This is a genomic window from Rhizobium sp. WW_1, assembly GCF_003610155.1.
Classification (GTDB): domain Bacteria; phylum Pseudomonadota; class Alphaproteobacteria; order Rhizobiales; family Rhizobiaceae; genus Rhizobium; species Rhizobium tropici_A.
Window position 1 is genome coordinate 478,910 of sequence record NZ_RAIN01000005.1, and the last position, 21,178, is coordinate 500,087.

Sequence of the window (21,178 nt, forward strand, 5' to 3'; positions counted from 1 at the left end):
TGGAAATCAATCCCATTCTGTGGAAATAAACATTTTCAACAAAACTGGAACAATCGAAGCGAAGCGGATATGTCATGAAGCCAAAGCAGGCGGCGTCAAATGGCGTGGCGCGGGTTTGATCGGGAATGGGCATCGTGGCGGAAAATCGGGAAAAGACGAGGGGCAGGCCGGGCCGGAAGCCGGCGGAGAATGCTGCAGCCTCGTCCGTACAGGTGCTCGATCGCAGTTTGAAGCTGCTGGAGCTGGTGGCCGAAGCCGACGGCGCTGTCTTGACTGACCTTGCAGATCAATCAGCCATGGCACCTTCCACCGTGCACCGACTACTGACCTCTCTAGCCCAGCACGGCATGGTCGCGCATGACAGCGAAACCGGCGCCTGGACGATCGGGGTCAAAGCCTTCGAGATCGGAACGGCCTATTTACGCTTCCGCAAGCTCGGCACGATCAGCCGGCCTTTCCTCAAACAACTGATGGAGGCATCTGGCGAGACCGCCAACATCGCCATCGAGGAGGATGGCGATGTCGTCTTCATCTCCCAAGCGGAAAGTCATGCGCCGATGCGTGCCTTCTTCCGCCCCGGAAGGCGCGGACCGATCCATGCTTCGGGGATCGGCAAGGCGATCCTTTCCACATGGGCGAACAGCCAGATCGAGGCCTTGCTCGGGGGCCGTTCGCTGCAGCATTTCACTGATAAGACCCGCGACACGTTGCCCATGCTGATCAGGGATATGGATGAGATCCGCTCGCGCGGCTGGTCGATCGATGACGAGGAACACACGCTCGGCATGCGGTGCGTGGCGGCGCCGATCTTCAACGAGTATGGCGAGGCCATTGCCGGCATCTCGATTTCAGGGCCGGCCGTGCGGCTGCCGGACGAAAAGGTCGCTGCCCTTGGCCCGATTGTGCGGACGGCAGCGGAAGAATTGACGAAGGTGATGGGCGGACGGATGAAGCGAAGCTGAACGCCTTCGCCGCCATCTCCTATCCGGAAACGACGGCGTCGACAGTCCACCGCACAAGTGGCTCAGGCGAGCTGCAATTGCTCGCGTGCGATCGTGTCCGCCTTCTTGACCTTGGTCTTCATTGCCTTGCCGGCGACGTAGACTTCTGTAACGCAGCGATCGTCGCCCATGGTCTGCAGGATGAAGAGTTCTTCGGCCAATGAGGTCGCGGTGCGCATGCGGAATTCCATGGCCGACTTGGCGCTGGAATCAAGCACGACAATATCGGCATCAGCACCCGCCTGCAGCGAGCCGATCTGATTTTCGAGACCGAGCGCCAGCGCGTTGCCGCGTGTCATGCGATAGAAGGAGTTGAACGGCGTCAGCCTCTGCCCCTGCAGGTGCAGCACCTTGTAGGCCTCATCCATGGTTTCCAGCATCGAGAAGCTGGTGCCGGCGCCGACGTCAGTCGCAACCGACCAACGCGCTCCAAGCCTGTCGAATTGCGCGGCGTTGAAGAGCCCGGAGCCGAGGAAGAGGTTCGAGGTCGGGCAGAAGACACCGACCGCGCCGGTTTCCGCCAACACCGCCACTTCCCGTTCGCTCATATGGATGCAATGGCCGAGCAGCATGCGGTCGTTCAGCAGGTCATAGCGAGCATAGATATCCGTATAGTCCTTCGCCTCGGGATAGAGAGAGGTGGCAAAGGCGATCTCGTCCCGATTCTCGGAGAGATGTGTCTGGACGTAGCAATCCGGATGCTCCGCGACGAGCGCCTTGCTCATCTCCATCTGCTCCGGTGTCGAGGTGATGGCAAAGCGCGGGCTGATGGCATAATGCGCGCGGCCGCGGCCGTGCCATTTCGCAATCAGCTGCTTGGTTTCGTCATAGCCGCGCTGTGGCGTGTCGCGCAGCGCGTCCGGCGCATTGCGATCCATCATTACCTTGCCGCCGATCATGCACATGCCGCGCGCCTCGGCAGCCGCAAAATAGGCGTTGACGCTTTCGGGATGTACCGAGCAATAAGCAACCGCCGTCGTGGTGCCGTTCGACAGCAGCAGTTCGTCCATGAAGCGGTCCGCCACTTCGGCTGCGTGCGCGGCGCGGGAGAATTTCTGCTCCTCGACGAAAATATAGGTGTTCAGCCATTCAAGCAGCTGGGCGCCGTAGGAAGCGATCGCCTGCGTCTGCGGGAAATGAAGGTGTGTGTCGATCAGACCGGGCAGGATGAGGTTCGGGCGGTGGTCGGCGATCGCGACACCGGCATCTGCCAGCTTGCGAATGTCATTGTACAGACCGATGTCCACGATCTTGCCGTCACGGACGAAGATCGCGCCGTCCTCGATATAGCGATAGGACGCTGTATCGTCGATCCCTTGCGGTTCGGCAAGGAAGGTGAGCACACGGCCACGGATCAGGACTTCACTCATTGGGTCTTCTCCCCATTGATGGCACTTTCGTACCAGGAGACGAGCAGTCGGCGCTCCTCGTCGGTAATGTGCGAGGCATTGGCCGGAGGCATGGCGTGGCTGCGGCCGGCCTGCAGGTAGATCTCGCGCGCATGGGCGGCGATATCGCGGTCAGTCTCGAAGACGACGCCCTTGGGAGGGGCGATAATGCCATCCCAGCTCGGCTCCTTCGCATGGCACATGGAACAGCGTCCCATGATCGTATCGCGAACCTTCGGGAAGGCCTGCGCCGTAACGAAGGGCTGCTGGGTCGCGGAGATCTTCGTTGTCGGTTCGCCCGTCAGGATCTTCGGCACCGTGGAAAGCCACATGATGATGATGAAGAGGATGACGGTGATCAGCCAGGTCCAGGTCGGATTGCCGGCATTGGCATGGCGGGTGTTGAACCAGTGGCGGATCGTGACGCCCATCAGGAAAACGAGCGAGGCGATGATCCAGTTGAACTGCGTGCCGAACGCCAGCGGATAATGGTTCGACAGCATCAGGAACAACACGGGCAGCGTCAGGTAGTTGTTGTGTGTCGAACGCTGTTTGGCGATCCGGCCGTATTTCGGATCGGGCTTGCGGCCGGCGATCAGGTCGGCAACGACGATCTTCTGGTTCGGAATGATGATGAAGAAGACGTTGGCCGACATGATTGTCGCGGTGAAGGCGCCGAGATGCAGGAAGGCGGCGCGGCCGGTGAAGAGGTGCGTATAACCCCAGGCCACCGCGACCAGTATGAAATAGAGCGCGACCATCAGGCGTGTATTGTCGTTGCCGAAGGGCGACTTGCAGATCAGATCGTACATGATCCAGCCGCCCGCGATCGAGCAGAGCGAAATTGCGATCGCCACCGGCTTGGAAACGTCAAGGACGGCCGGGTCGATCATGTAGAGGTCGGCGCCGGCATAGTAGACGAGGCAGAGCATGCCGAAGCCCGAAAGCCAGGTGACATAGCTCTCCCATTTGAACCAGACGAGATGCTCCGGCATATTGGCCGGCGCCACCAGATATTTCTGGATGTGGTAGAAGCCGCCGCCATGGACCTGCCATTCCTCGCCATAGGCGCCCGGCGGCAGTTGCGGGTGTTTCTTCAGGCCCAGGTCGAGGGCGACGAAATAGAATGAGGAACCGATCCAGGCGATTGCCGTGATCACGTGCAGCCAGCGGACGGCGAAGGTTATCCAGTCCCAGGCGATGGCATATTCGTACATGGGAACTCCCTCCCGATCTTCATGGGATTGTTTGCCATCGCTCGATTTTCTCGAAAATCCCGGTTAATCCACCAACACTTTCAAAAAAATCTATAAGATCACCCCCGCTTTGCTCCGCACGGCAATGTGGTAGAAAGAGACCATGTCCTATCTTGATAATGTCCGTGTCTTCGTTCGCGTGGTCGAACTCGGTACTCTCTCTGCGGCGGGGCGCGACCAGCGCGTCACGCCCGCGGTTGCGAGCAATCGTATCAAGGAGCTCGAGCGCCATCTGGGCGTGCGTCTCTTCAATCGCACGACGCGTAAGCTGTCGCCGACGGAGCACGGCCGCGTCTTCTACGAAAAGGCCGTGAAGATTATCGAGGCTGTCAATGAGGCGGAGGCGGCGATCGCCGATCTCTCACGCAATCCGAAGGGGTCGCTGAGAATCACGGCGCCGCTCGGCATCGGCCGGCGGTTGATCGCCTCTGGCATTCCGGAGTTTCACGACAAGTACCCGGATATCGAGGTGCGCGTGCGCCTATCCGACCACAATGTCGATATCCTGGCCGAAGGCGTCGATGTCGCCTTCAAGCTCGGGGTGCTGGAAGATTCTAACCTGCGCATGCGCGGCATCCTCAACTGCGAACGTGTGCTTTGCGCTTCTCCGGCCTATCTCGCGCGCCGCGGCGCGCCGGCGGATGCCGATGCCTTGATTGCCGACAAACACGACTGTCTTTTGCTGCGCTATCCCGGATCGAAGGAATATTACTGGACGCTGATGACGGCGGAAGGACCGCGCAAATTCGAGGTTGCCGGCCCCTATGACAGCGACGACGGCGACGTGCTCACCCAATGGGCACTGGAAGACCGCGGCATCATCAACAAGCCGTTGTTCGAGGTGAAGGCCTATCTGAAGGACGGCAGGCTGACGGAGATCCTGAAGGAGAGCCCACCGGCACCGATCCAGCTCGCCGCCATCTATCCCCACAAGCGTTTCCAGGACCCGAAGGTGCGGCTGATGATCGATTTCATGGCGGAGCGCTGTCAGCGGCTCATCGGCAAACTGCTTGAAGACGTGCCGGCGGCCACAGCTTCGTGACTTGAAGGTCACAGGTTGATCTCCCCTTGAATCACGCCAGCGAACACATATATGACTACCGGTAGTCATATGGAGCGGCGACATGAAGGAAATCCAGCTCAAGGATGCAAAGGCGACGCTTTCGGCCGTGGTCGATCAAGCCGTGGCCGGTGAACCGACCGTGATCACCCGTCATGGCCGAAAGGAAGTCGTGCTGGTTTCCTTCGAGGAATGGCAGCGTGTTTCTAGAGTGCCTGATTTTGCCGATCTGCTTTTGGCTTTTCCCGGCGAGGCAACAGATATTCCCGAGCGATCGCGAAAGCCCGCACGCTCGTTGCGTGAAGACGGCTTCTGATCTTGTATCTTCTGGACACCAATATCGTGTCGGCCAATGCGCCGACCAAGCGTCACATCGGCGTTGACGCATTCGCGAGCTGGATGCGTACGAATAGCGACCGGCTCTATCTCTCGGCAATCACCATTGCCGAGATCGAGGCAGGCATCGCCAAAGCGCTGAGAATCGAGGCGACGACGAAAGCGGAGCAGTTGCGACGCTGGCTCGCGGCGGTGGAGCATTTCTATGCCGGCCGTATCCTGCCGTTCGGCCTCGAAGAGGCGAGACAGGCCGGTCAGATACTTGACCGGGCGCGTGCTCACGACCCTGGCTTCGAGGATATCGCCATTGCCGCGACTGCCGCCGCGCACGGCCTCACGGTTCTGACGGCCAATGAGCGCCATTTCGAGCCGCTTGGCGTGCCGTTCGCCAATCCTCTGAAACAGTTGCCCGCTATCCGATAACAGGTTTTGCCTTGATTGGCTGCTCTGCGGCCGTCCAGGTCAGCGCCGCCGTCATGATCTCGGCGGCGGCAAGCGTTGCGATGACGGCCGGGCGTTTGTCTTTCACAGCCGTCCCGCCGATCGGGCAGATCAGGCGTTCGAAAAGGTCCGCCTGGCCGGTTTCGCGCGACAGCCAGTTGCGGAAGGTGGCGCGCTTCGTCTTGGACCCGATCATGCCGACATAGGCGGCATCCGCGCGCTTGAGCGCTTCGGCGGTGATCAGGAAATCGAGTGCGTGGTCATGGGTGAGGATCACGAAGCTGCTGCCAGCAGGCGCGTCGCGCACCACGGCCTCCGGCATGGCGGTCAGGCAAGTCTCGATGCGCGGCACATTGGAGGCAATCAGTTCCTCTTCGCGCGTATCGACAAGCACGACACGCAGCGGCGCGAGCGACAGCGCCATGGCAAGCGCATCGCCGACATGGCCCGCCCCGAAAACATAGACATGCGGCCGCGCCGCCATTTCCCGGTCGCTGCGGGCGACGAGCTCGTTTGCAAGCTCTGAATTGAGCGCCGTGAAGGCAAGACCCACCCGGCCGCCGCAGCATTGGCCGATCTCCGGTCCGAGCGGCACGTTCATCGGTTCCGCCGCAAGGCCGGAACGCAGTGCCCGGCGCGACTGGTCGATTGCCATATATTCGAGCGTTCCGCCGCCGATGGTCGCAAAGATCGCCCGTTCGGACACCAGCATCCAGGCGTCGGTGTCACGCGGCGCCGAGCCCGCGACCCCGGTGACCTCGACCAGTATCGACGCCGGCTCGCGGCGCAGGAAATCCCGGATATCTTCACGGGCGGCAGGCATGACCTCACTCCTTCCGTGCGGCCTTGAGGCGCTCGATTGCCATCAGCACCCGTTCGGGTGTCGCCGGCGCGTCGAGACGCGGGCAGATTTTGTGGTCGGCGACGCTCGCCACCGCATCCGAAAGAGCATGCAGGACGGCAAGGCCGAGCGGCAGCGGTGGCTCACCGACCGCCTTGGAGCGATGGATCGTCGGCTCATAGGCTTCCGACCAGTCGGTCAGCGCTACATTGAAAATCTTCGGGCGGTCGGATGCAAGCGGGATCTTGTAAGTGGACGGCGCATGTGTTCTGAGCCGCCCCTTGCCGTCCCACCAGAGCTCTTCCGTCGTCAGCCAACCCATCCCTTGAATGAAGCCGCCCTCGATCTGGCCGATGTCGATGGCTTTATTGAGGGAGCGGCCGGTATCGTGCAAGATGTCGGTTCGCTCGACGATGTACTCGCCGGTCAGCGTGTCGATGGAGACTTCCGAGCAAGCAGCCCCATAGGCATAATAGTAAAAGGCGTGGCCGCGGCCAGCCTTGCGATCCCAATGGATCTTCGGTGTCTTGTAGAAGCCGGCAGCCGAAAGCTGGACGCGGGCCATATAGGCCTTCTTGATGAGATCGGAGAAGGACATCTCGGTATCGCCGATGCGTACGCGGTTGGGCAGGAACACCACCTGTTCGCGCGGCACCTGATGGCTTTCCGCCGCAAAGGCGATCAGCCGGTCCTTGATCTGGCGTGCGGCATTCTGTGCCGCCATGCCATTCAGGTCCGCGCCGGAGGAGGCGGCGGTCGGCGAGGTATTCGGCACTTTGGCCGTCGTCGTTGCGGTGATCTTCACCCGGTCGAGGTCGATCTGGAATTCCTCGGCCACGACCTGCGCCACCTTCAGATGCAGGCCTTGGCCCATCTCGGTGCCGCCATGGTTCATATGCACGGAGCCGTCGCTATAGACATGCACCAGAGCGCCGGCCTGGTTCGACTCCGTCTTGGTGAAGGAGATGCCGAATTTGACCGGCGTTAGGGCGATGCCGCGCTTGACGATGCGGCTTCCCGCATTGAACTCGGAAATGGCCCTTCTGCGTCCAGCATAATCGGCGCTTTCCTCCAGTTCCGCGACGATGCGCTGGATGATGCAGTCTTCGACCTTCTGGTGATAGGGGGTAAGGTTGCGCTCACCCTTGACGCCCATCGCGTCGTAGAAATTCAGCTTGCGGATATCGAGCGGGTCCTTGCCGACGGCAAAGGCGACCTCGTCGATGACACGTTCGGCGCCCACCATGCCCTGCGGGCCGCCGAAGCCGCGAAAGGCCGTGTTGGAGACGGTATTGGTATAGAGCGGTGCCGACTTTGCGTGAACATGCGGGAAGAAATAGGCATTATCGCAGTGAAACAGCGCGCGGTCGCCGACCGGGCCTGAGAGGTCGGCGGAAAAGCCGGCACGCAGCGCGAAGGTATAGTCGATCGCAAGGATACGGCCTTCATCGTCGAAGCCGACATCGTAGTCGATGGCGAAATCATGCCGCTTGCCCGTCGCGACCATGTCTTCGTCACGGTCGAGCCGGACTTTGACGGCCCTCTTCAGCTTCTTGGCGGCGATGGCTGCGATCGCCGCGCACTGGTTGGCCTGTGTTTCCTTGCCGCCGAAGCCGCCGCCCATGCGGCGCACTTCGATCGTGACAGCATTGCTCGGCACGCCGAGCGCATGCGCGACCATGTGCTGCGTCTCGCTTGGACCTTGGGTGGAGCAGTAGACGACGACCTCGTCGTCTTCGCCGGGCACGGCAAGCGAGACCTGGCCTTCGAGATAGAAATGGTCCTGGCCGCCGAGCCGCATGCGGCCCTTGACGCGGCGCGGCGCACTCTCGAGATTTTCCGCAGCCTCGCCACGCTTCAGCGTCAGCGGGGTGACGACCTGACGGTGGGTCGAAACGTCGAGATCCCAGATGTCGATATCGGCTGGCAGTTCCTCATATTCGATTTTGGCCAACCGTGCGGCGCGGCGGGCCTGCTCGCGCGTTTCGGCGATCACGCAGAAGATCGGTTGCCCATGAAACTCGACCTTGCCGGCCGCAAGCACCGGATCGTCGTGCATATAGGAAGGAGAGATATCGTTGACGCCAGGCACGTCTTCATGGGTGAGCACCGCAATGACGCCGGGAGCCATGCGGACTGCTTCGAGATCGACGGATTTCAGGATGCCGTGCGCGACGGTCGACAGGCCAAGGCCGGCATGCAGCGTGCCCATCGGCTCGGTGATGTCATCGATATAGACGGCAGTACCGGAGACATGCTTGTGCGCGGAATCATGGCGGGGGCTGGTGTGAACTCCGCCGACAATGGTTTCAGCCTTGAGATCGGACGTGTGCTTGTTCATGGTTACGCGGCCTCATATCTGGACACCTGAGACGGTGCCGCATGGGAGGTGGTCTCCAGGTAGAAACGCAGCAGGAGGTTCTTCGCCGCGAGTGCTCGATATTCTGCGGTGGCGCGCATATCGGTCAGCGGCGCGTAGTCCTCGGCGTAGCTTTCCATGGCCGTCTCCACGGTCTTTTCGTTCCAGGGCTGGCCGAGCAACGCCTTTTCGACGGCGAAGGCCCGTTTCGGCGTTGCCGCCATGCCGCCATAGGCGATCCGGATTTCCGCGACGGTGCCATCGGCCGAGAGCGCCAGACGGAAAGCGCCAAGCGTCGCCGTGATATCCTCATCCCGGCGTTTCGTCACCTTGTAGATGGCGAATTTTTCCTCAGCGGCGGGGATCGGGATATGGACGGCCTCTACGAATTCGCCGGCCTGTCGGTCTTGCTTGCCATAGGCGATGAAGAAGTCTTCGAGCGCAATGGTGCGCCGGACAGAGCCCTTGCGCAAGGTCAGCGATGCGTTGAGCGCGATCAACGCCGGCGGCGTGTCGCCGATCGGCGAACCATTGGCGATGTTTCCGCCGATCGTGCCCATGTTGCGCACCTGCTGACCGCCGATGCGGGTAATCAGCGGGCCAAGCGCCGGGATATGTTGCGAGAGCGTCGTGATCGCTTCCGAATAGGTGACGCCGGCGCCGATCGTGATGGCCCCGTCTTTCAGCCCAATCGACTTCAATTCTTGCAATCCGGCAATGAAGACGACCGGTGTGATGTCGCGCATATGCTTGGTGACCCAGAGTCCGACGTCCGTCGAGCCGGCGACTACCGTTGCCGTCGGCGAGGTTTCGAGAATGGCTGCGAAATCATCGAGGTTGGCCGGCACGATCAGCCGATGGCGCCCCTCTCCGATTTCGACGCGCGCGCCGTCGGCAAGAGCCTTCAGCCGCGCGATCATGGTTTCACGCTCGATAAGCAGAGGATCGTCTTGCGTTCCGCCATAACTGGAAATCGAGCGGGCTGCGCGCAGGATCGGCTCGTAGCCGGTGCAGCGACAGAGATTGCCCTGCAGCGCCGTTTCGATCTGCTGGTCCGTCGGGTTCGGCGTCTGCATCCACAAGCCGTAGAGCGACATGACGAAACCTGGCGTGCAAAAACCGCATTGCGAACCGTGAAAATCGACCATCGCCTGCTGCACCGGATGCAGGCGATCTTCGCCGGTCGCCAGATGCTCGACAGTAACGACATGGCAGCCGTCGAGGGAACCGAGAAAGCGGATGCAGGCATTGACGCCTTCATAGACGAGGCCGCCGGACGGCGTCAGCCGTCCCACGAGCACTGTGCAGGCGCCGCAGTCTCCCTCGGCGCAGCCTTCCTTGGTGCCCTTCAACAAGCGGGAAAGCCGCAGCCAGTCGAGCAGCGTCTGGTCCGGCGCGACATCGCGGAGGGCAACGTCCTCGCCGTTCAAAATGAAATGCAGTTCGGAACGGATTGCAGCGACCGTCATCGTTCAGCTCCCGCGATAGGTGGAATAGCTGTAGGGCGAGAGCAGCAGCGGGACATGGTAATGCGCACTCTCGTCGGCGAGGCCGAAGCGGATCGGAACAATATCCAGAAACATGGGAGCATCGCCGGAGCGACCGAGATAGTCACCCGCATGGAAGCGCAGCTCGTAGGTGCCGACCCGCATGGTTTCGCCGGACAATAGCGGCGCATCGCATCGGCCGTCATCGTTGGTTTTGGTGGACTTCAGGAGGTGCAATGCCTCGCCGTCGATCCGGTATAGATCGATGCGCAGACCCTCGGCGGGCTTGCCGAGCGCCGTGTCCAGCACGTGGGTCGTGAGCCGGCCGGCTCCTGGCGAATGAGGCTGCATGCTTTTCTCCCGAACCTAGCACTCCTGCCTCTACTATCCGCCAAGCCTATACCTCAGAAAAGCGGTGGTATCGTTCGAGACTTTCAAATTTTCCAAGGGGAATGGCGTGCGCGATTTGCGGTTAGACATTAGGGTATCGAAAACGTTTGGAGGAACGTTTCATGCGATATCGACGCTACATGTTTGGACACGGCCGACGCCTTTGGCGCTTCGCCGACAAGGTGAAACAGGCTTCGGCATAGAAATCTGCCCTGAATGATAAAGAGGCGACGAGAACCGCCGGTCAACTTGCGCCAGGCTTTTGCCGGCCTTGTCGCCCACAATTCGGGTTTGCGCGTCCGTCTGTCCTGTACCGCGAGAATTGACCCGCGACACTCGATTTGCCTGTCGACCATGCGCTGGCGGCAATAGCCGAGAATGGGCCTTACGACCTCAGAGTGAGTATCCGTAAAGATCATCTTACGGAAATGACAAGACGTGCCGGTCGGACAGAGCGCAATTGACGCCTCGGGGTGAGCACGGCTGCCTATGCCATAGGTCGCGGATCGAATTTCACGACACCTGTCGCCAATCGCCAATCGAAACTGAGGTGACTTCAAGGAATGAAAACGGGAGACCATGGATGAAAGTAATCGAGATTCAGCCGCTGACCAGAGCCGCATTCGCCCTTTTCGGCGATGTGATCGAAATGGAGGGCGCACAAAGCTATCCCATCAATGCCGGCAAATGCATTCGTTATCACGACCTCGCAAAGGTCGAAGCGATTGGTGAGGAGGCGCGAACGATGATCAGCTGGTTGCGCGGCGAACCCTATGCGCTGCCGTTGGAACTAAAGATGGTGGAGCGGCATCCTCTCGGCAGCCAGGCGTTCGTTCCGTTGTCTCCTCATCCGTTCCTCGTCGTTGCGGCGCACGAAACGAACAATGGGCCGAGCGAACCCGTGGCCTTCCGCACCCAGCCCGGGCAGGGCGTCAATATCTGGCGCAATGTCTGGCACGGTATCCTGACGCCGCTTGACGGCGTCTCCGACTTCATCGTCGTCGACCGCGGCGGCAAGGGCATCAATCTCGAGGAACATTTCTACGGAGAGCCGTTCCTGGTCCGCTGAGGGGATCTCGATCGGTTCAGATACACGAGGGGCGCTGCGATGCAGGCTGTGCCAAAACTCTCGACGACATGGTGGGAGAATTAGCCCGAAGGGGCCGAACGGGTCAGACGACACAGATCGCCGATCTGATAACATTCCTGGCATCCCCGCGCGCTGCAGCCATAACCGGTACCGAATATGTCATCGACGGCAGGACCGTTCCAACCGCTTAAGGGGGCTCCCTCCGCGAGTTTTAGCCTTGGGGTCTCGCGCAGAAGGGGGCGACCGAGACTTGAGGCTCGGCCGCAGGAGGAAGGCTTCCCCCTGGAAAGCGTAGACCCTGTCAGCCGTGAACCTGGCGGAACTTCGCCTTTCCGGACAAGTCAGACAAGCTGACCCGACCTCCCGGGAACGAGTCCGAGGAGCCCCTGGAAACGTCGTGTCCCATCTCGCAGCCGACCCGCTGGCGCCTTTCATATTGTTCTTGAGCCCGACTAGCGGATTTCTCACGGCCGCCAGTTCTATGGGCGGGCGGGACAGGCACGGAGACTATAGTTCCATGCCGTCCCGAGACGCGGCATAGGGCGGCCGTCAGCGCGCTTGCGCGAGCGCTACGGCATCAGGCCCCGCGGGAAATCGAAGCCGACCGCTTGCATCATGCACGGCGTTCCAGACGCCTTCGGTGACATCGTTCTCTCGGGTGGTCAGCGCTGGCGCAGCAAAGCCTTCCATGATTGGCTTGGCGAAATCGGCGTACTCGCCCGGGAGCAGCTGGTCGAACGGAATGATGGCGTTCGCGCTGAAGTTAGTGGTGGGGGCGTAGCCGGGCTCGACCAGCTTCACCGAGATAGCAAAATGGGCGAGCTCATGGGCAAGCGAGCCTGTGAAGCCCTGGATCGCCTGCTTGCTCGCTGTGTATGCAGCGGCAAGCGGGAAAGCGCCGAGCGTGACGCTGGACGTCACATTGACGATGATGCCCGATCGGCGCGCGCGCATCTGCGGGATGACCGCTTGGCACATCGCCATCACGCCGATCGTGTTGGTCTCAAGCAACTGTCGTACCAGCGACATCGGCGTCACCTCGAACACTCCGACCGCGCCAATGCCAGCGTTGTTCACCAGCACATCTATAGGGCCAGCAGTTTCAATCAGCGCCGCTATGCTCGCTGCGTCGGTGACGTCGAGCGGCAGAACCTGCAGACGGCTGGTATCACCAGCAAAGTCGGCCGCTTCGGGCTGCCGCATCGTGGCGATCACGTTCCAGCCCTGTGCCAGGAAATGCTCGGCGATGGCCTTGCCATAGCCCGACGAGGTTCCGGTGATGAGGATGGTTTTGGTCATGTCTGTCTCCTTGTTTCGATGGACCAAGAGATAGACAGACACGGTGATACGATCTATAATCAATAGTACGTATTTAATTATGGATCGTCCAGGTGGATCCCCTGAGTGACATCATTGCCCTGCTGCGTCCGAACGCAGCCGTCTCGAAGCCCATCTCCGGCAAGGGGGCATGGGGCGTTCGATATGCATCCTACGATTCACCGGGCTTCACCATCGTCCTCTCCGGCGAGGCTTGGCTGACCTTCGATAAGGAAGAGCCGCTACGTCTGGCGCCCGGCGATTTCCTGTTGCTGCCGACAACCCCGGCCTTCTCGCTGAGCAGCGAGCCGGGCGTGCGGTGCGATCCTGTCGAACCGCGTGCCGAGGCTGTTCGCCACGGTGAAAAGGAAGGCGACCCCGATTTCATGGCGCTTGGCGGCAGTTTCGCGTTCGAGCGTGTGAATGCGCCGCTTCTTCTCTCACTCCTGCCTGGACGCATCCATGTTCCCGCGTCGGAGGGCAAAGCCACGCGTTTTGGTCGTCTAATCGAACTGCTCACCGAGGAGTGCGCCGCCGATTACCCGGGCAAGGATCTTATCCTGCAGCGGATGCTGGAAGCGTTGCTCATCGAGGCGCTGCGCTGGAGGAGCGTCGGAAAGGATGGAGCGGTTGCGGGGCTGTTGAATGGCATGCGCGACCCGGCGCTCTCGCGCGCCCTCCATGCCATCCACGCGGATGTGCGCGCCAGTTGGACGGTTGCCGAGCTTGCCGGCATCAGCGGCATGTCGCGGTCAGCGTTCTCGGCCCGCTTTGGTGAGGTTATGGGCTGCGCGCCCATTGAATATCTGGCGGGCTGGCGTATGGCGCTTGCAAAGGAGGCGCTGATTAGGGGAGCAAAGTCGCTGGACCGGATCGCCGACGAGATCGGCTATGAATCAGCCAGCGCCTTCAGCACGGCGTTTCGCAAGCGCCTAGGCTGTCCGCCGGGCCGATTTGCACGACAGGGCGTCGCTTAGCCGCCGCTGGCCCGACTCACGGGGGATGATTTACGCACAGCCTGGATGGCGACGCCCCTTCTTTTGCAAAGACATGTTCCCGTTTTCCTCTGTACCCAAAACGCAAGAAGACCGGGTCACTCCAGCGAATGACCCGGTCTTGCGTTTATCCCTCGCTGCTGGAGCGGTTCAGCTTTCACGAAAACTCTGAACCGCTCTGTCTCATTATTATCCAGCAATTCCGGACGGAAAACCCGCTGCGCACTTTTCCTGGGTTGCTCTAGTCCGCGAAAAAGGCGAAGCGCACAACGAACAGGGCAGCGACGATCTGCGTTGCCGGATGCAGCATCGACCAACGGCCGGTGAAGATTTTTACGGCGACATAGGTGATGAAGCCAAAGGCAAGGCCGTTGGCGATCGAGTAGGTGAAGGGCATTGCAAGCGCCGTGATTGCCGCTGGCGCCGCCTCGGTCAGATCATCCCATTCGATCTCGGTCAGCTCGCGCATCATCAGTCCGGCGACGTAAAGCAGCGCCGGAGCCGTTGCGTAGGCAGGAACTGAAGCAGCAAGCGGTGAGAAGAACAGAGCTGCGATGAAGAGGGCTGCGATCGTAATTGCCGTCAGACCGGTACGGCCGCCAGCCTGGACGCCTGAAGCGCTTTCGACGAAGGCGGTCGTGCTGCTGGTTCCCATCAGCGAACCAGCGACAATGGCGGCACTGTCGGCAAGCAGAGCCCTGCTCAACCGGTTCGGCTTTCCTTCCTGAATAAGGTTCGCGCGCTTGGCGATACCGATCAGCGTCCCGGTGGCGTCGAAGACTTCAACGAGCACGAAGACCAGGATGATATGGACGAGGCCGCCATGCAGAGCGCCGACGATATCGAGCTGCAGGAAGGTCGGCATGATCGATGGCGGCGCCGAAACGATACCGTGGAACTGGCTGACGCCGAAGATCCAGGAAAGAACGGTGACCGCGAGAATGCCGATCAGGATGGAGCCCCTGACCTTCAACGCATCGAGAGTGGCGATGATGAAGAAGCCGAGGATTGCGAGGAGCGGACCGGTCTGCTTCAGATCCCCGAGGCCGACGAGTGTCGCCTTGTTGGCGACGACGATGCCCGCGCTCTTAAGCGCGATGATCGCCAGGAAGAGACCGATACCAGCTGCGATCGCGCTTCTGAGCGAATGCGGTATACCGGCGATCAACCAACTGCGGACGCCGGTCACCGTCAAGAGGACGAAGATGCAACCAGAAATGAAGACCGCGCCAAGCGCCTGTTGCCAGGTAAAGCCGAGGGCTGAGACGACGGTGAAGGCAAAGAAGGCATTGAGCCCCATGCCCGGCGCCATCCCGATCGGCCAATTGGCGACAAAGCCCATGACGATCGAGCCCAATGCAGCTGCGAGACAGGTCGCAACGAAGACGGCGTTGCGATCCATGCCTGTCGTCGACAGAATATCCGGATTGACGAAGATGATGTAGGACATCGTCAGGAACGTCGTCACGCCTGCGATGAGCTCGGTGCGCACGGACGTGCCGTGTTCACTCAGTTTAAAAAGTCGTTCAAGCATTGTTCCTCCCTAAGCGTTCCCGACGCTCGTGAAATCATGGGGCTTGCCAGCATCTCCTCCGGATGCGGGCCGCGAGAAGCGGCTTTCAACGCTTCGTGGCGAGGGGGGATTGTGCGCTTTTCTTGGCTTCGCGCGCTAGAGCCGGATTTCCCTGCAATTCGCGAAAGACATTCTAATTTTTCAAGCTATTTCTGCGCGAATTGCTGCCGGTCTTTTGAGACACGGCTTGCGGCGAAATCTGTCGCTCGGCACAGCGCAGCCGTCAAACGCTGCCGGTCTCACAAGAGAGATATGTACGATATTTATAGCGACAAGGTGACAAAGCCAATCAATTTCCGCTGGATGGCGAAACCGTGATCGCCGTCTTGGCCGAGGAAGGAATGCCCGGGTGCCGATTGTCGGTACCCGGGCATTGCGCGCAGTTAGGGATTACTCGGTGTTAGCGGGCCTTGGCGGCTGCCTGCTTGATGATATCGGCGACCGGGCCGGGATTGGATACGTAGATGGCATGGCTGCCGGCAGCTTCCGCCGTAGTGGCTTCGGCACGGCCAGCCATGGCGCGCTGCGCAGCCGGCGGGATCATCTTGTCTTCGGTGGCGACGAGATACCAGCTCGGCTTTGTTCTCCAGGCCGGCTCGGTGACCTTGCCTTCCAGGGCTGGGATGCCCCACGGCACCTGCGAAGCGCCCATGAAGGCGGCAAGGTCTGGCCGAACGTCGGCGGCGAAGGAAGCGGCGAACTTCGTTGGATCAAGGAAGAGGAAGCCGTCGACTGGGGGCAGGATCGGCGGTACGGGATCGCCGGGCTGCGGATTGGAGATGAGCGTGGCAACCGATTCATCACGATCCGGCGCAAAGGCGGTGATGTAGACCAGTCCCGCCACTTTCGGGTCGGTGCCGGATTCGGTGATGACGGCGCCGCCATAGGAGTGGCCGACAAGGATGACATCACCGGAAGCCGATGCAATCGCGCGCTTGGTAACGGCAACGTCGTCTGCGAGCGAGGTGGTTGGGTTCTGCGCCACGATGACCTCGTAGCCGTCCTTCTTCAGGAGATTGTAGACGCTTTCCCATCCTGAACCATCGACGAAGCCGCCATGGACGAGAACGACGGACTTGATTGCTGCATTTTCCGAAGCATTCGACATTTGAGTTCTCCTTTGGAGTTGCGTTGTTGACGATCTCACTATGAGCGAATGCGGCGGGAGACGCTTTGAGACGACCTTCAGAGGGGTGTGATTTTGCCTTTAGATGGCTTTGATTTTGCTTTGTGACATTGTTACGGTAGCTGAACGCGCCGATAGCGGCCTGATACCGGAACATCCAACTTGCTGTATCATTTTGAGGATTTCGCACTCGATCAGGACAGGCGCGAATTGCGGCGCGGCAGCGAATTGCTTCGTATCGAGCCACAGGTGTTCGATCTCTTATGTTATCTCGTCAGCAATCGCGATCGTGTCGTCAGCAAGGACGACATCGTGGAAGCGGTTTGGCAGGGGCGCATCGTTTCCGATGCCACGCTCAGCAGCCGCATCAACGGCGTGCGCAGCGCGCTTAGAGACAATGGCGACGAACAGCGGCTCGTCCGCACGATCATGCGCAAGGGCATTCGCTTCGTCGGGACGGTGCGCGAGGAGCAGGGCGCATCAACGCCAATGGCAATGGAAAAGGCCCCGCAAGGGTTGAGCCTGCCAGACAGGCCATCGATCGCCGTGCTGCCCTTCGACAATATGAGTGGCGACCCTGAGCAGGATTACTTCGCCGACGGCATGGTCGAGGATATCATCACCGGCCTGTCGCGCATCAAATGGCTCTTCGTCATTGCCCGCAATTCGAGCTTCACCTACAAGGGCCGCGCCGTCGACGTGACGCAGGTCGGGCGCGATCTCGGCGTGCGCTATGTGCTTGAAGGCAGTGTGCGCAAGGCCGGCAACCGCGTGCGCATCACCGGCCAGCTCATCGACGCGGCCGACGGCAGCCATCTCTGGGCCGAACGCTATGATCGCGACCTCACGGACGTATTCGCGCTGCAGGATGAGATTACGGTCAGTGTCGTTGCCGCCATCGAGCCCAGCGTGCGCCGCGCCGAGATCGAGCGGGTGAGGCGCAAACGGCCCGACAATGTCTATGCCTACGACCTCCTGCTTCGCGCCATGCCCCAGATCTACACTTTCATGCCGGACGATGCCGCCGCGGGCTTGCCGTTATTGGAGCAGGCGCTTGCCATCGAGCCCGGCTACGCGCTGGCACATGGCTTTGCCTCCTGGGCTCATCAGAGCCTTTTCGTGCGCGGTGGCATGTGCGCGGAAAACCGTGAGAAATCGATCCGTCACGCGCTTGCGGCAATCGAACACGGCCAAAGCGATGCGATGGCGCTTGCTCTCGCCGGCTTTTCCATCGGCTTGCTGGCGCAAGACCGAAGACTGGCCGACGAAGCATTCGAGCGGGCTCTGGCGCTGAGCGCTTCCTGTGCCTTCGTTTATGCCTTTGGATGCGTGCCCGTCGCCTATGGCGGCGACGTAGAGCGTGCGATCGCATGGGGCGGGCACGCAATGCGGCTCAGTCCGCTCGATGCGATGAGCTGCATTCCCCAGGGCATCATCGGTTTCGGCAACTTCCTGCTCGGGCGGCATGAGGAAGCGATCGCAGCCGGCCGGCGGGCGGTTCAATTAAACCCGGGCTTCAGCATTCTGCACGGATGGCTTGCCGCGCCGCTCGCCAAGCTCGGGCGGATCGATGAGGCAAGAGTTTCCGGCGAGCGATTGCTGGCGCTCGATCCGGGCTTCACCATTGGACGGTGGTCTGCTGCCGTCGGCATTGCGCCGGCCATAGCCGATACTGTCGTGGAGGCGCTTCGATCGGCGGGCCTGCCGGAATAGTGGCGCTCCGTTGGTCTCGGCTTAATAGATCAAACCGCTTCGCTTCGAGCACTCTGGCGTTGGTTGGGGTAAAGCGCACCCAGCCACCTGCCGGACACGCCAACCGCCTCAATCAGGTTTTTGCAGCCTTGGCAAAGGTCGGATCGAACGTTTTGTCGAAGGGTACATCGGCATTGGCGAGATCCGGATCGAGCGTCTTCAGCACGCCCATCATGGAATTATAGCCTTCCACCGTGACCATGCCGTCCGGAGAATACATCTCCTTGGAATTTTTGAAGGCCTGCATGTAGAGATCGCGGTTGCCGAGCAGATATTCTTCCGGAACGACGCCGGCGACATCTTCCGGACTTGCCGTCGAGATCCATTTCAGCGCCTTCATGAAGGCATTGACCGTCTTCTGCGTCGTGATCGGATTCGCCTTGGCAAACTCGCGCTTGATGTAGACCGTTGCGGCTGGGTTTGGACCGCCGAAAAGGGCGCGCGTGCCGGCTTCGGTGCGCGTATCCAGAAGAACGGTGATGTCGCCGTCATATTGCAGCTGCGCAATGACAGGATCGAGATGGGAGAGCCCGTCGATCTGGCCGCTTTTGACGGCGGCAACCGCGCCGGCGCCGCCTCCTACACCGATCAGCGAGGCATCGTCAGTCTTCAGCCCGTTCTTGAGCATGGCGTATTGGAACATCAGCGCGGTTGACGATCCCGGCGCGGTCACGCCGATCTTGCGGCCCTTCATGTCGGCCATCGACTTGATCTCGCCGGCCAGATCCTTGCGCACGGCGATGACGATGCCGGGGAAGCGGCCGAGATTGCAAATCCCGACGATATCCTGGCCCTTGTTTTGCATGCGGATCGTATGCTCATAGGCGCCGGTTACGACATCGAGCGAGCCGCCGATCAGGCCTTCCAGCGACTTCGAGCCGCCGGCAAAATCGTTGATGGTGACATTCAGACCCTCCTCCTTGAAGAAGCCCTTTCGCTCAGCGATCGTCAGCGGCAGGTAGTAGAGCAGCGGCTTGCCGCCGACGCCGATCAACAGATCGGGCTTTTCCGGTTTCGCATCCTGTGCTGCGGCCGTCACGATGCCAGCCAGCGATGCGCCGATGCCGAAACTCGCTGTTCCGATCAAAAACGTCCTGCGTTCCATGTGCTTGTCCTCCACGTCTCTGTTGTTTCTTGAACTACTGGCCGCGCCAGGCCAGCAGGCGTCGTTCGATTATTGTCATCACCCAATCCACGAGCAGGACAAAGGCCGTCAGAACCGCCATGCCCGCAAAGACGCCCGTCACGTCGAATACACCCTCGGCCTGCTGGATCAGGTAACCAAGCCCGGCGGCCGAACCCAGATATTCGCCGACGACGGCGCCGACCACCGCAAAGCCCACCGACGTATGCAGACTGGAAAACACCCAGGAAAGCGCCGAGGGCAGGTAAACGTGTCGCAGCAACTGCCGCTCGTTCATGCCAAGCATGCGGGCGTTGGACAAAACCGGCTGGCTGACTTCCTTGACGCCCTGATAAACGTTGAAAAAGACGATGAAGAAGACCAGCGTGATGCCGAGCGCCACCTTGGACCAGATGCCGAGGCCGAACCACAATGCGAAAATGGGTGCCAGCACGACGCGGGGCAGGGCGTTTGCGGCCTTCACATAGGGATCGAAGACGGCTGCGATCAAGGGTCGGCGTGCAAACCAGAAGCCGAAGACGATGCCGCCGAAGGCACCGAGCAGAAAGGCCAGGATCGATTCCGACAGGGTGATCCAGAGATGATACCAGATCGAGCCGCTTACGAACCATTGGATGACGCGCTGCGCGACCTTGAGAGGGTCGGCAAAGAAGAAGGATATGGTCTTCGGATTACCGAAAAGACCGGTGTTCGTTGCCAGATGCCAAAGGACGAGGATGACCAGCGCCACCAGGATCTGCAGCGAGAGGAGGAGAGTGCGGTTCATGCGGTCTCTCCGCTGCTCTGGCGGTAGGCCGTCATGACCTCATCGCGCAATGCCTGCCAGATGTCACGATGCAATTGGTTGAAGACCGGATCGTGTCGGATCTCCCCGATCTCCCGAGGGCGCTCCAGACGAACTTTGAAGTCGCCGATGATGCGCGACTTCGGACCGGCCGACATGATGACCACACGATCAGCAAGAGCAATTGCCTCGTCGAGATCGTGCGTGACGAACATGACGGCCTTGCGGTCTTCCGACCAGAGCTTGAGCAGCAGGTCGCCCATGATCAGGCGGGTCTGTGCATCGAGTGGGCCGAAGGGTTCGTCCATCAGGAGCAGCTTGGGATTGCGGATCAGCACCTGCGCAAGACCGACACGCTTGCGCTGGCCGCCCGAGAGCATGCGCGGAAAGCGATCCGCAAAGGCGGCAAGGCCGACACGAGCCAGCCATTCACGGGCGCTCTTCCTTGCATCGGACTGGCTCACTCCGGAAATCTCAAGACCGATGGCGACATTCTCAAGCACGGTCTTCCAGGGCATCAACGAATCCTGCTGGAAGAGATAGCCCGCCTGACGATTGAGCGACTTCAGCGGCTGACCGAAAATCTCGACGGTCCCGGACATCGGCGTTAAAAGCCCGGCCGCTGCATTCAAAAGCGTGGATTTGCCGCAGCCCGTCGGGCCGACGATAGCGACGAACTCATGCGCGTCCACATTGAGATCGGTTGCCGCGACGGCATCGAACCGCGTCTTGCCGGCCATTTCAAACGAAATCGCCACCTGTTTCAGGCTGACCGCCCGCACAGCCTCCATTGTCATGCCCTGCTGCTTCCTCCCGGCCATCCCGCCGACTGCGCCGG

Annotated in this window: 20 protein-coding genes; 8 read left to right on the forward strand and 12 right to left on the reverse strand. The window is 60.7% G+C overall.

Annotated elements, in window-relative coordinates:
- Positions 1–125: 125 nt before the first annotated feature.
- Positions 126–962, forward strand: coding sequence for an HTH-type transcriptional regulator BhcR (bhcR, locus tag BJ928_RS17915; RefSeq protein WP_047635340.1), 837 nt, complete (start codon positions 126–128; stop codon positions 960–962).
- A gap of 62 nt (positions 963–1,024) precedes the next feature.
- On the opposite strand, the gene guaD is transcribed toward bhcR, so the two are convergent.
- Positions 1,025–2,371 (reverse strand): guanine deaminase, encoded by a 1,347-nt coding sequence (gene guaD, locus BJ928_RS17920; RefSeq protein ID WP_047635342.1) that lies wholly within the window; start codon positions 2,369–2,371, stop codon positions 1,025–1,027.
- Complete coding sequence (locus BJ928_RS17925) at positions 2,368–3,606, reverse strand: urate hydroxylase PuuD (RefSeq protein ID WP_047635344.1); 1,239 nt, start codon at positions 3,604–3,606, stop codon at positions 2,368–2,370. The genes guaD and BJ928_RS17925 overlap by 4 nt, the downstream gene beginning before the upstream one ends.
- A gap of 142 nt (positions 3,607–3,748) precedes the next feature.
- Between BJ928_RS17925 and BJ928_RS17930 the strand changes: the two genes are divergently transcribed.
- The 3 genes from BJ928_RS17930 to BJ928_RS17940 all read left to right on the forward strand — a co-directional run bounded on the left by BJ928_RS17930 (position 3,749) and on the right by BJ928_RS17940 (position 5,464).
- Positions 3,749–4,687, forward strand: coding sequence for a LysR family transcriptional regulator (locus BJ928_RS17930; protein WP_047635346.1), 939 nt, complete (start codon positions 3,749–3,751; stop codon positions 4,685–4,687).
- 82 nt (positions 4,688–4,769) lie between these two features.
- Complete coding sequence (locus tag BJ928_RS17935) at positions 4,770–5,021, forward strand: type II toxin-antitoxin system Phd/YefM family antitoxin (protein ID WP_047635348.1); 252 nt, start codon at positions 4,770–4,772, stop codon at positions 5,019–5,021.
- A 2-nt stretch (positions 5,022–5,023) separates the two neighbouring features.
- Positions 5,024–5,464, forward strand: a complete 441-nt coding sequence (locus BJ928_RS17940; RefSeq protein WP_047635349.1) for a type II toxin-antitoxin system VapC family toxin — start codon at positions 5,024–5,026, stop codon at positions 5,462–5,464.
- On the opposite strand, the gene xdhC is transcribed toward BJ928_RS17940, so the two are convergent.
- Genes xdhC through uraH form a run of 4 tightly spaced genes read right to left on the reverse strand, consistent with a single transcriptional unit; the run spans position 5,454 to position 10,520 of the window.
- Positions 5,454–6,305, reverse strand: a complete 852-nt coding sequence (gene xdhC, locus BJ928_RS17945) for a xanthine dehydrogenase accessory protein XdhC (RefSeq protein ID WP_047635350.1) — start codon at positions 6,303–6,305, stop codon at positions 5,454–5,456. The two genes, BJ928_RS17940 and xdhC, sit on opposite strands and share 11 nt — an antisense overlap.
- Before the next feature lie 4 nt (positions 6,306–6,309).
- Entirely contained in the window at positions 6,310–8,664 is a 2,355-nt protein-coding gene (gene xdhB, locus BJ928_RS17950) for a xanthine dehydrogenase molybdopterin binding subunit (protein ID WP_047635352.1), read from the reverse strand.
- 2 nt (positions 8,665–8,666) lie between these two features.
- Positions 8,667–10,151, reverse strand: a complete 1,485-nt coding sequence (gene xdhA, locus BJ928_RS17955) for a xanthine dehydrogenase small subunit (RefSeq protein WP_047635354.1) — start codon at positions 10,149–10,151, stop codon at positions 8,667–8,669.
- A gap of 3 nt (positions 10,152–10,154) precedes the next feature.
- Positions 10,155–10,520 (reverse strand): hydroxyisourate hydrolase, encoded by a 366-nt coding sequence (gene uraH, locus BJ928_RS17960; protein WP_047635356.1) that lies wholly within the window; start codon positions 10,518–10,520, stop codon positions 10,155–10,157.
- A 622-nt stretch (positions 10,521–11,142) separates the two neighbouring features.
- Between uraH and BJ928_RS17965 the strand changes: the two genes are divergently transcribed.
- Both BJ928_RS17965 and BJ928_RS17970 read left to right on the forward strand, forming a co-directional pair.
- The gene (locus BJ928_RS17965) at positions 11,143–11,628 is read left to right on the forward strand and encodes an ureidoglycolate lyase (RefSeq protein ID WP_047635357.1); all 486 of its coding nucleotides are present in this window, start codon (positions 11,143–11,145) and stop codon (positions 11,626–11,628) included.
- A gap of 20 nt (positions 11,629–11,648) precedes the next feature.
- Positions 11,649–11,840 (forward strand): SDR family oxidoreductase, encoded by a 192-nt coding sequence (locus BJ928_RS17970; protein ID WP_281024141.1) that lies wholly within the window; start codon positions 11,649–11,651, stop codon positions 11,838–11,840.
- 358 nt (positions 11,841–12,198) lie between these two features.
- Here BJ928_RS17970 and BJ928_RS17975 read toward each other — a convergent pair whose 3' ends face one another.
- On the reverse strand, positions 12,199–12,948 hold the full coding sequence (locus BJ928_RS17975; RefSeq protein ID WP_047635359.1) for an SDR family oxidoreductase: 750 nt from the start codon (positions 12,946–12,948) through the stop codon (positions 12,199–12,201).
- Between the two features lie 92 nt (positions 12,949–13,040).
- On the opposite strand from BJ928_RS17975, the gene BJ928_RS17980 reads away from it, so the two are divergent.
- Positions 13,041–13,943, forward strand: coding sequence for an AraC family transcriptional regulator (locus BJ928_RS17980; protein WP_047635360.1), 903 nt, complete (start codon positions 13,041–13,043; stop codon positions 13,941–13,943).
- 259 nt (positions 13,944–14,202) lie between these two features.
- On the opposite strand, the gene BJ928_RS17985 is transcribed toward BJ928_RS17980, so the two are convergent.
- Complete coding sequence (locus tag BJ928_RS17985; RefSeq protein WP_047635361.1) at positions 14,203–15,495, reverse strand: NCS2 family permease; 1,293 nt, start codon at positions 15,493–15,495, stop codon at positions 14,203–14,205.
- Positions 15,496–15,934: 439 nt separating this feature from the next.
- Complete coding sequence (locus BJ928_RS17990) at positions 15,935–16,642, reverse strand: alpha/beta hydrolase (RefSeq protein ID WP_047635362.1); 708 nt, start codon at positions 16,640–16,642, stop codon at positions 15,935–15,937.
- Positions 16,643–16,822: 180 nt separating this feature from the next.
- Here BJ928_RS17990 and BJ928_RS17995 point away from each other — a divergent pair, with 180 nt between their 5' ends.
- The gene (locus BJ928_RS17995; protein ID WP_047635363.1) at positions 16,823–18,373 is read left to right on the forward strand and encodes a winged helix-turn-helix domain-containing tetratricopeptide repeat protein; all 1,551 of its coding nucleotides are present in this window, start codon (positions 16,823–16,825) and stop codon (positions 18,371–18,373) included.
- A gap of 112 nt (positions 18,374–18,485) precedes the next feature.
- Here the strand turns inward: BJ928_RS17995 and BJ928_RS18000 are convergent, their stop codons facing one another.
- From BJ928_RS18000 to BJ928_RS18010, 3 genes are read right to left on the reverse strand one after another with little or no spacing between them, the layout of a single operon-like run.
- Entirely contained in the window at positions 18,486–19,517 is a 1,032-nt protein-coding gene (locus tag BJ928_RS18000; protein WP_047635364.1) for an ABC transporter substrate-binding protein, read from the reverse strand.
- 34 nt (positions 19,518–19,551) lie between these two features.
- Entirely contained in the window at positions 19,552–20,322 is a 771-nt protein-coding gene (locus BJ928_RS18005) for an ABC transporter permease (protein WP_047635366.1), read from the reverse strand.
- Positions 20,319–21,137: an ABC transporter ATP-binding protein gene (locus BJ928_RS18010; RefSeq protein ID WP_120296593.1), complete on the reverse strand. Its 819-nt coding sequence runs from the start codon at positions 21,135–21,137 to the stop codon at positions 20,319–20,321. Before BJ928_RS18010 ends, BJ928_RS18005 begins: the two co-directional genes overlap by 4 nt.
- Positions 21,138–21,178 lie beyond the last annotated feature (41 nt).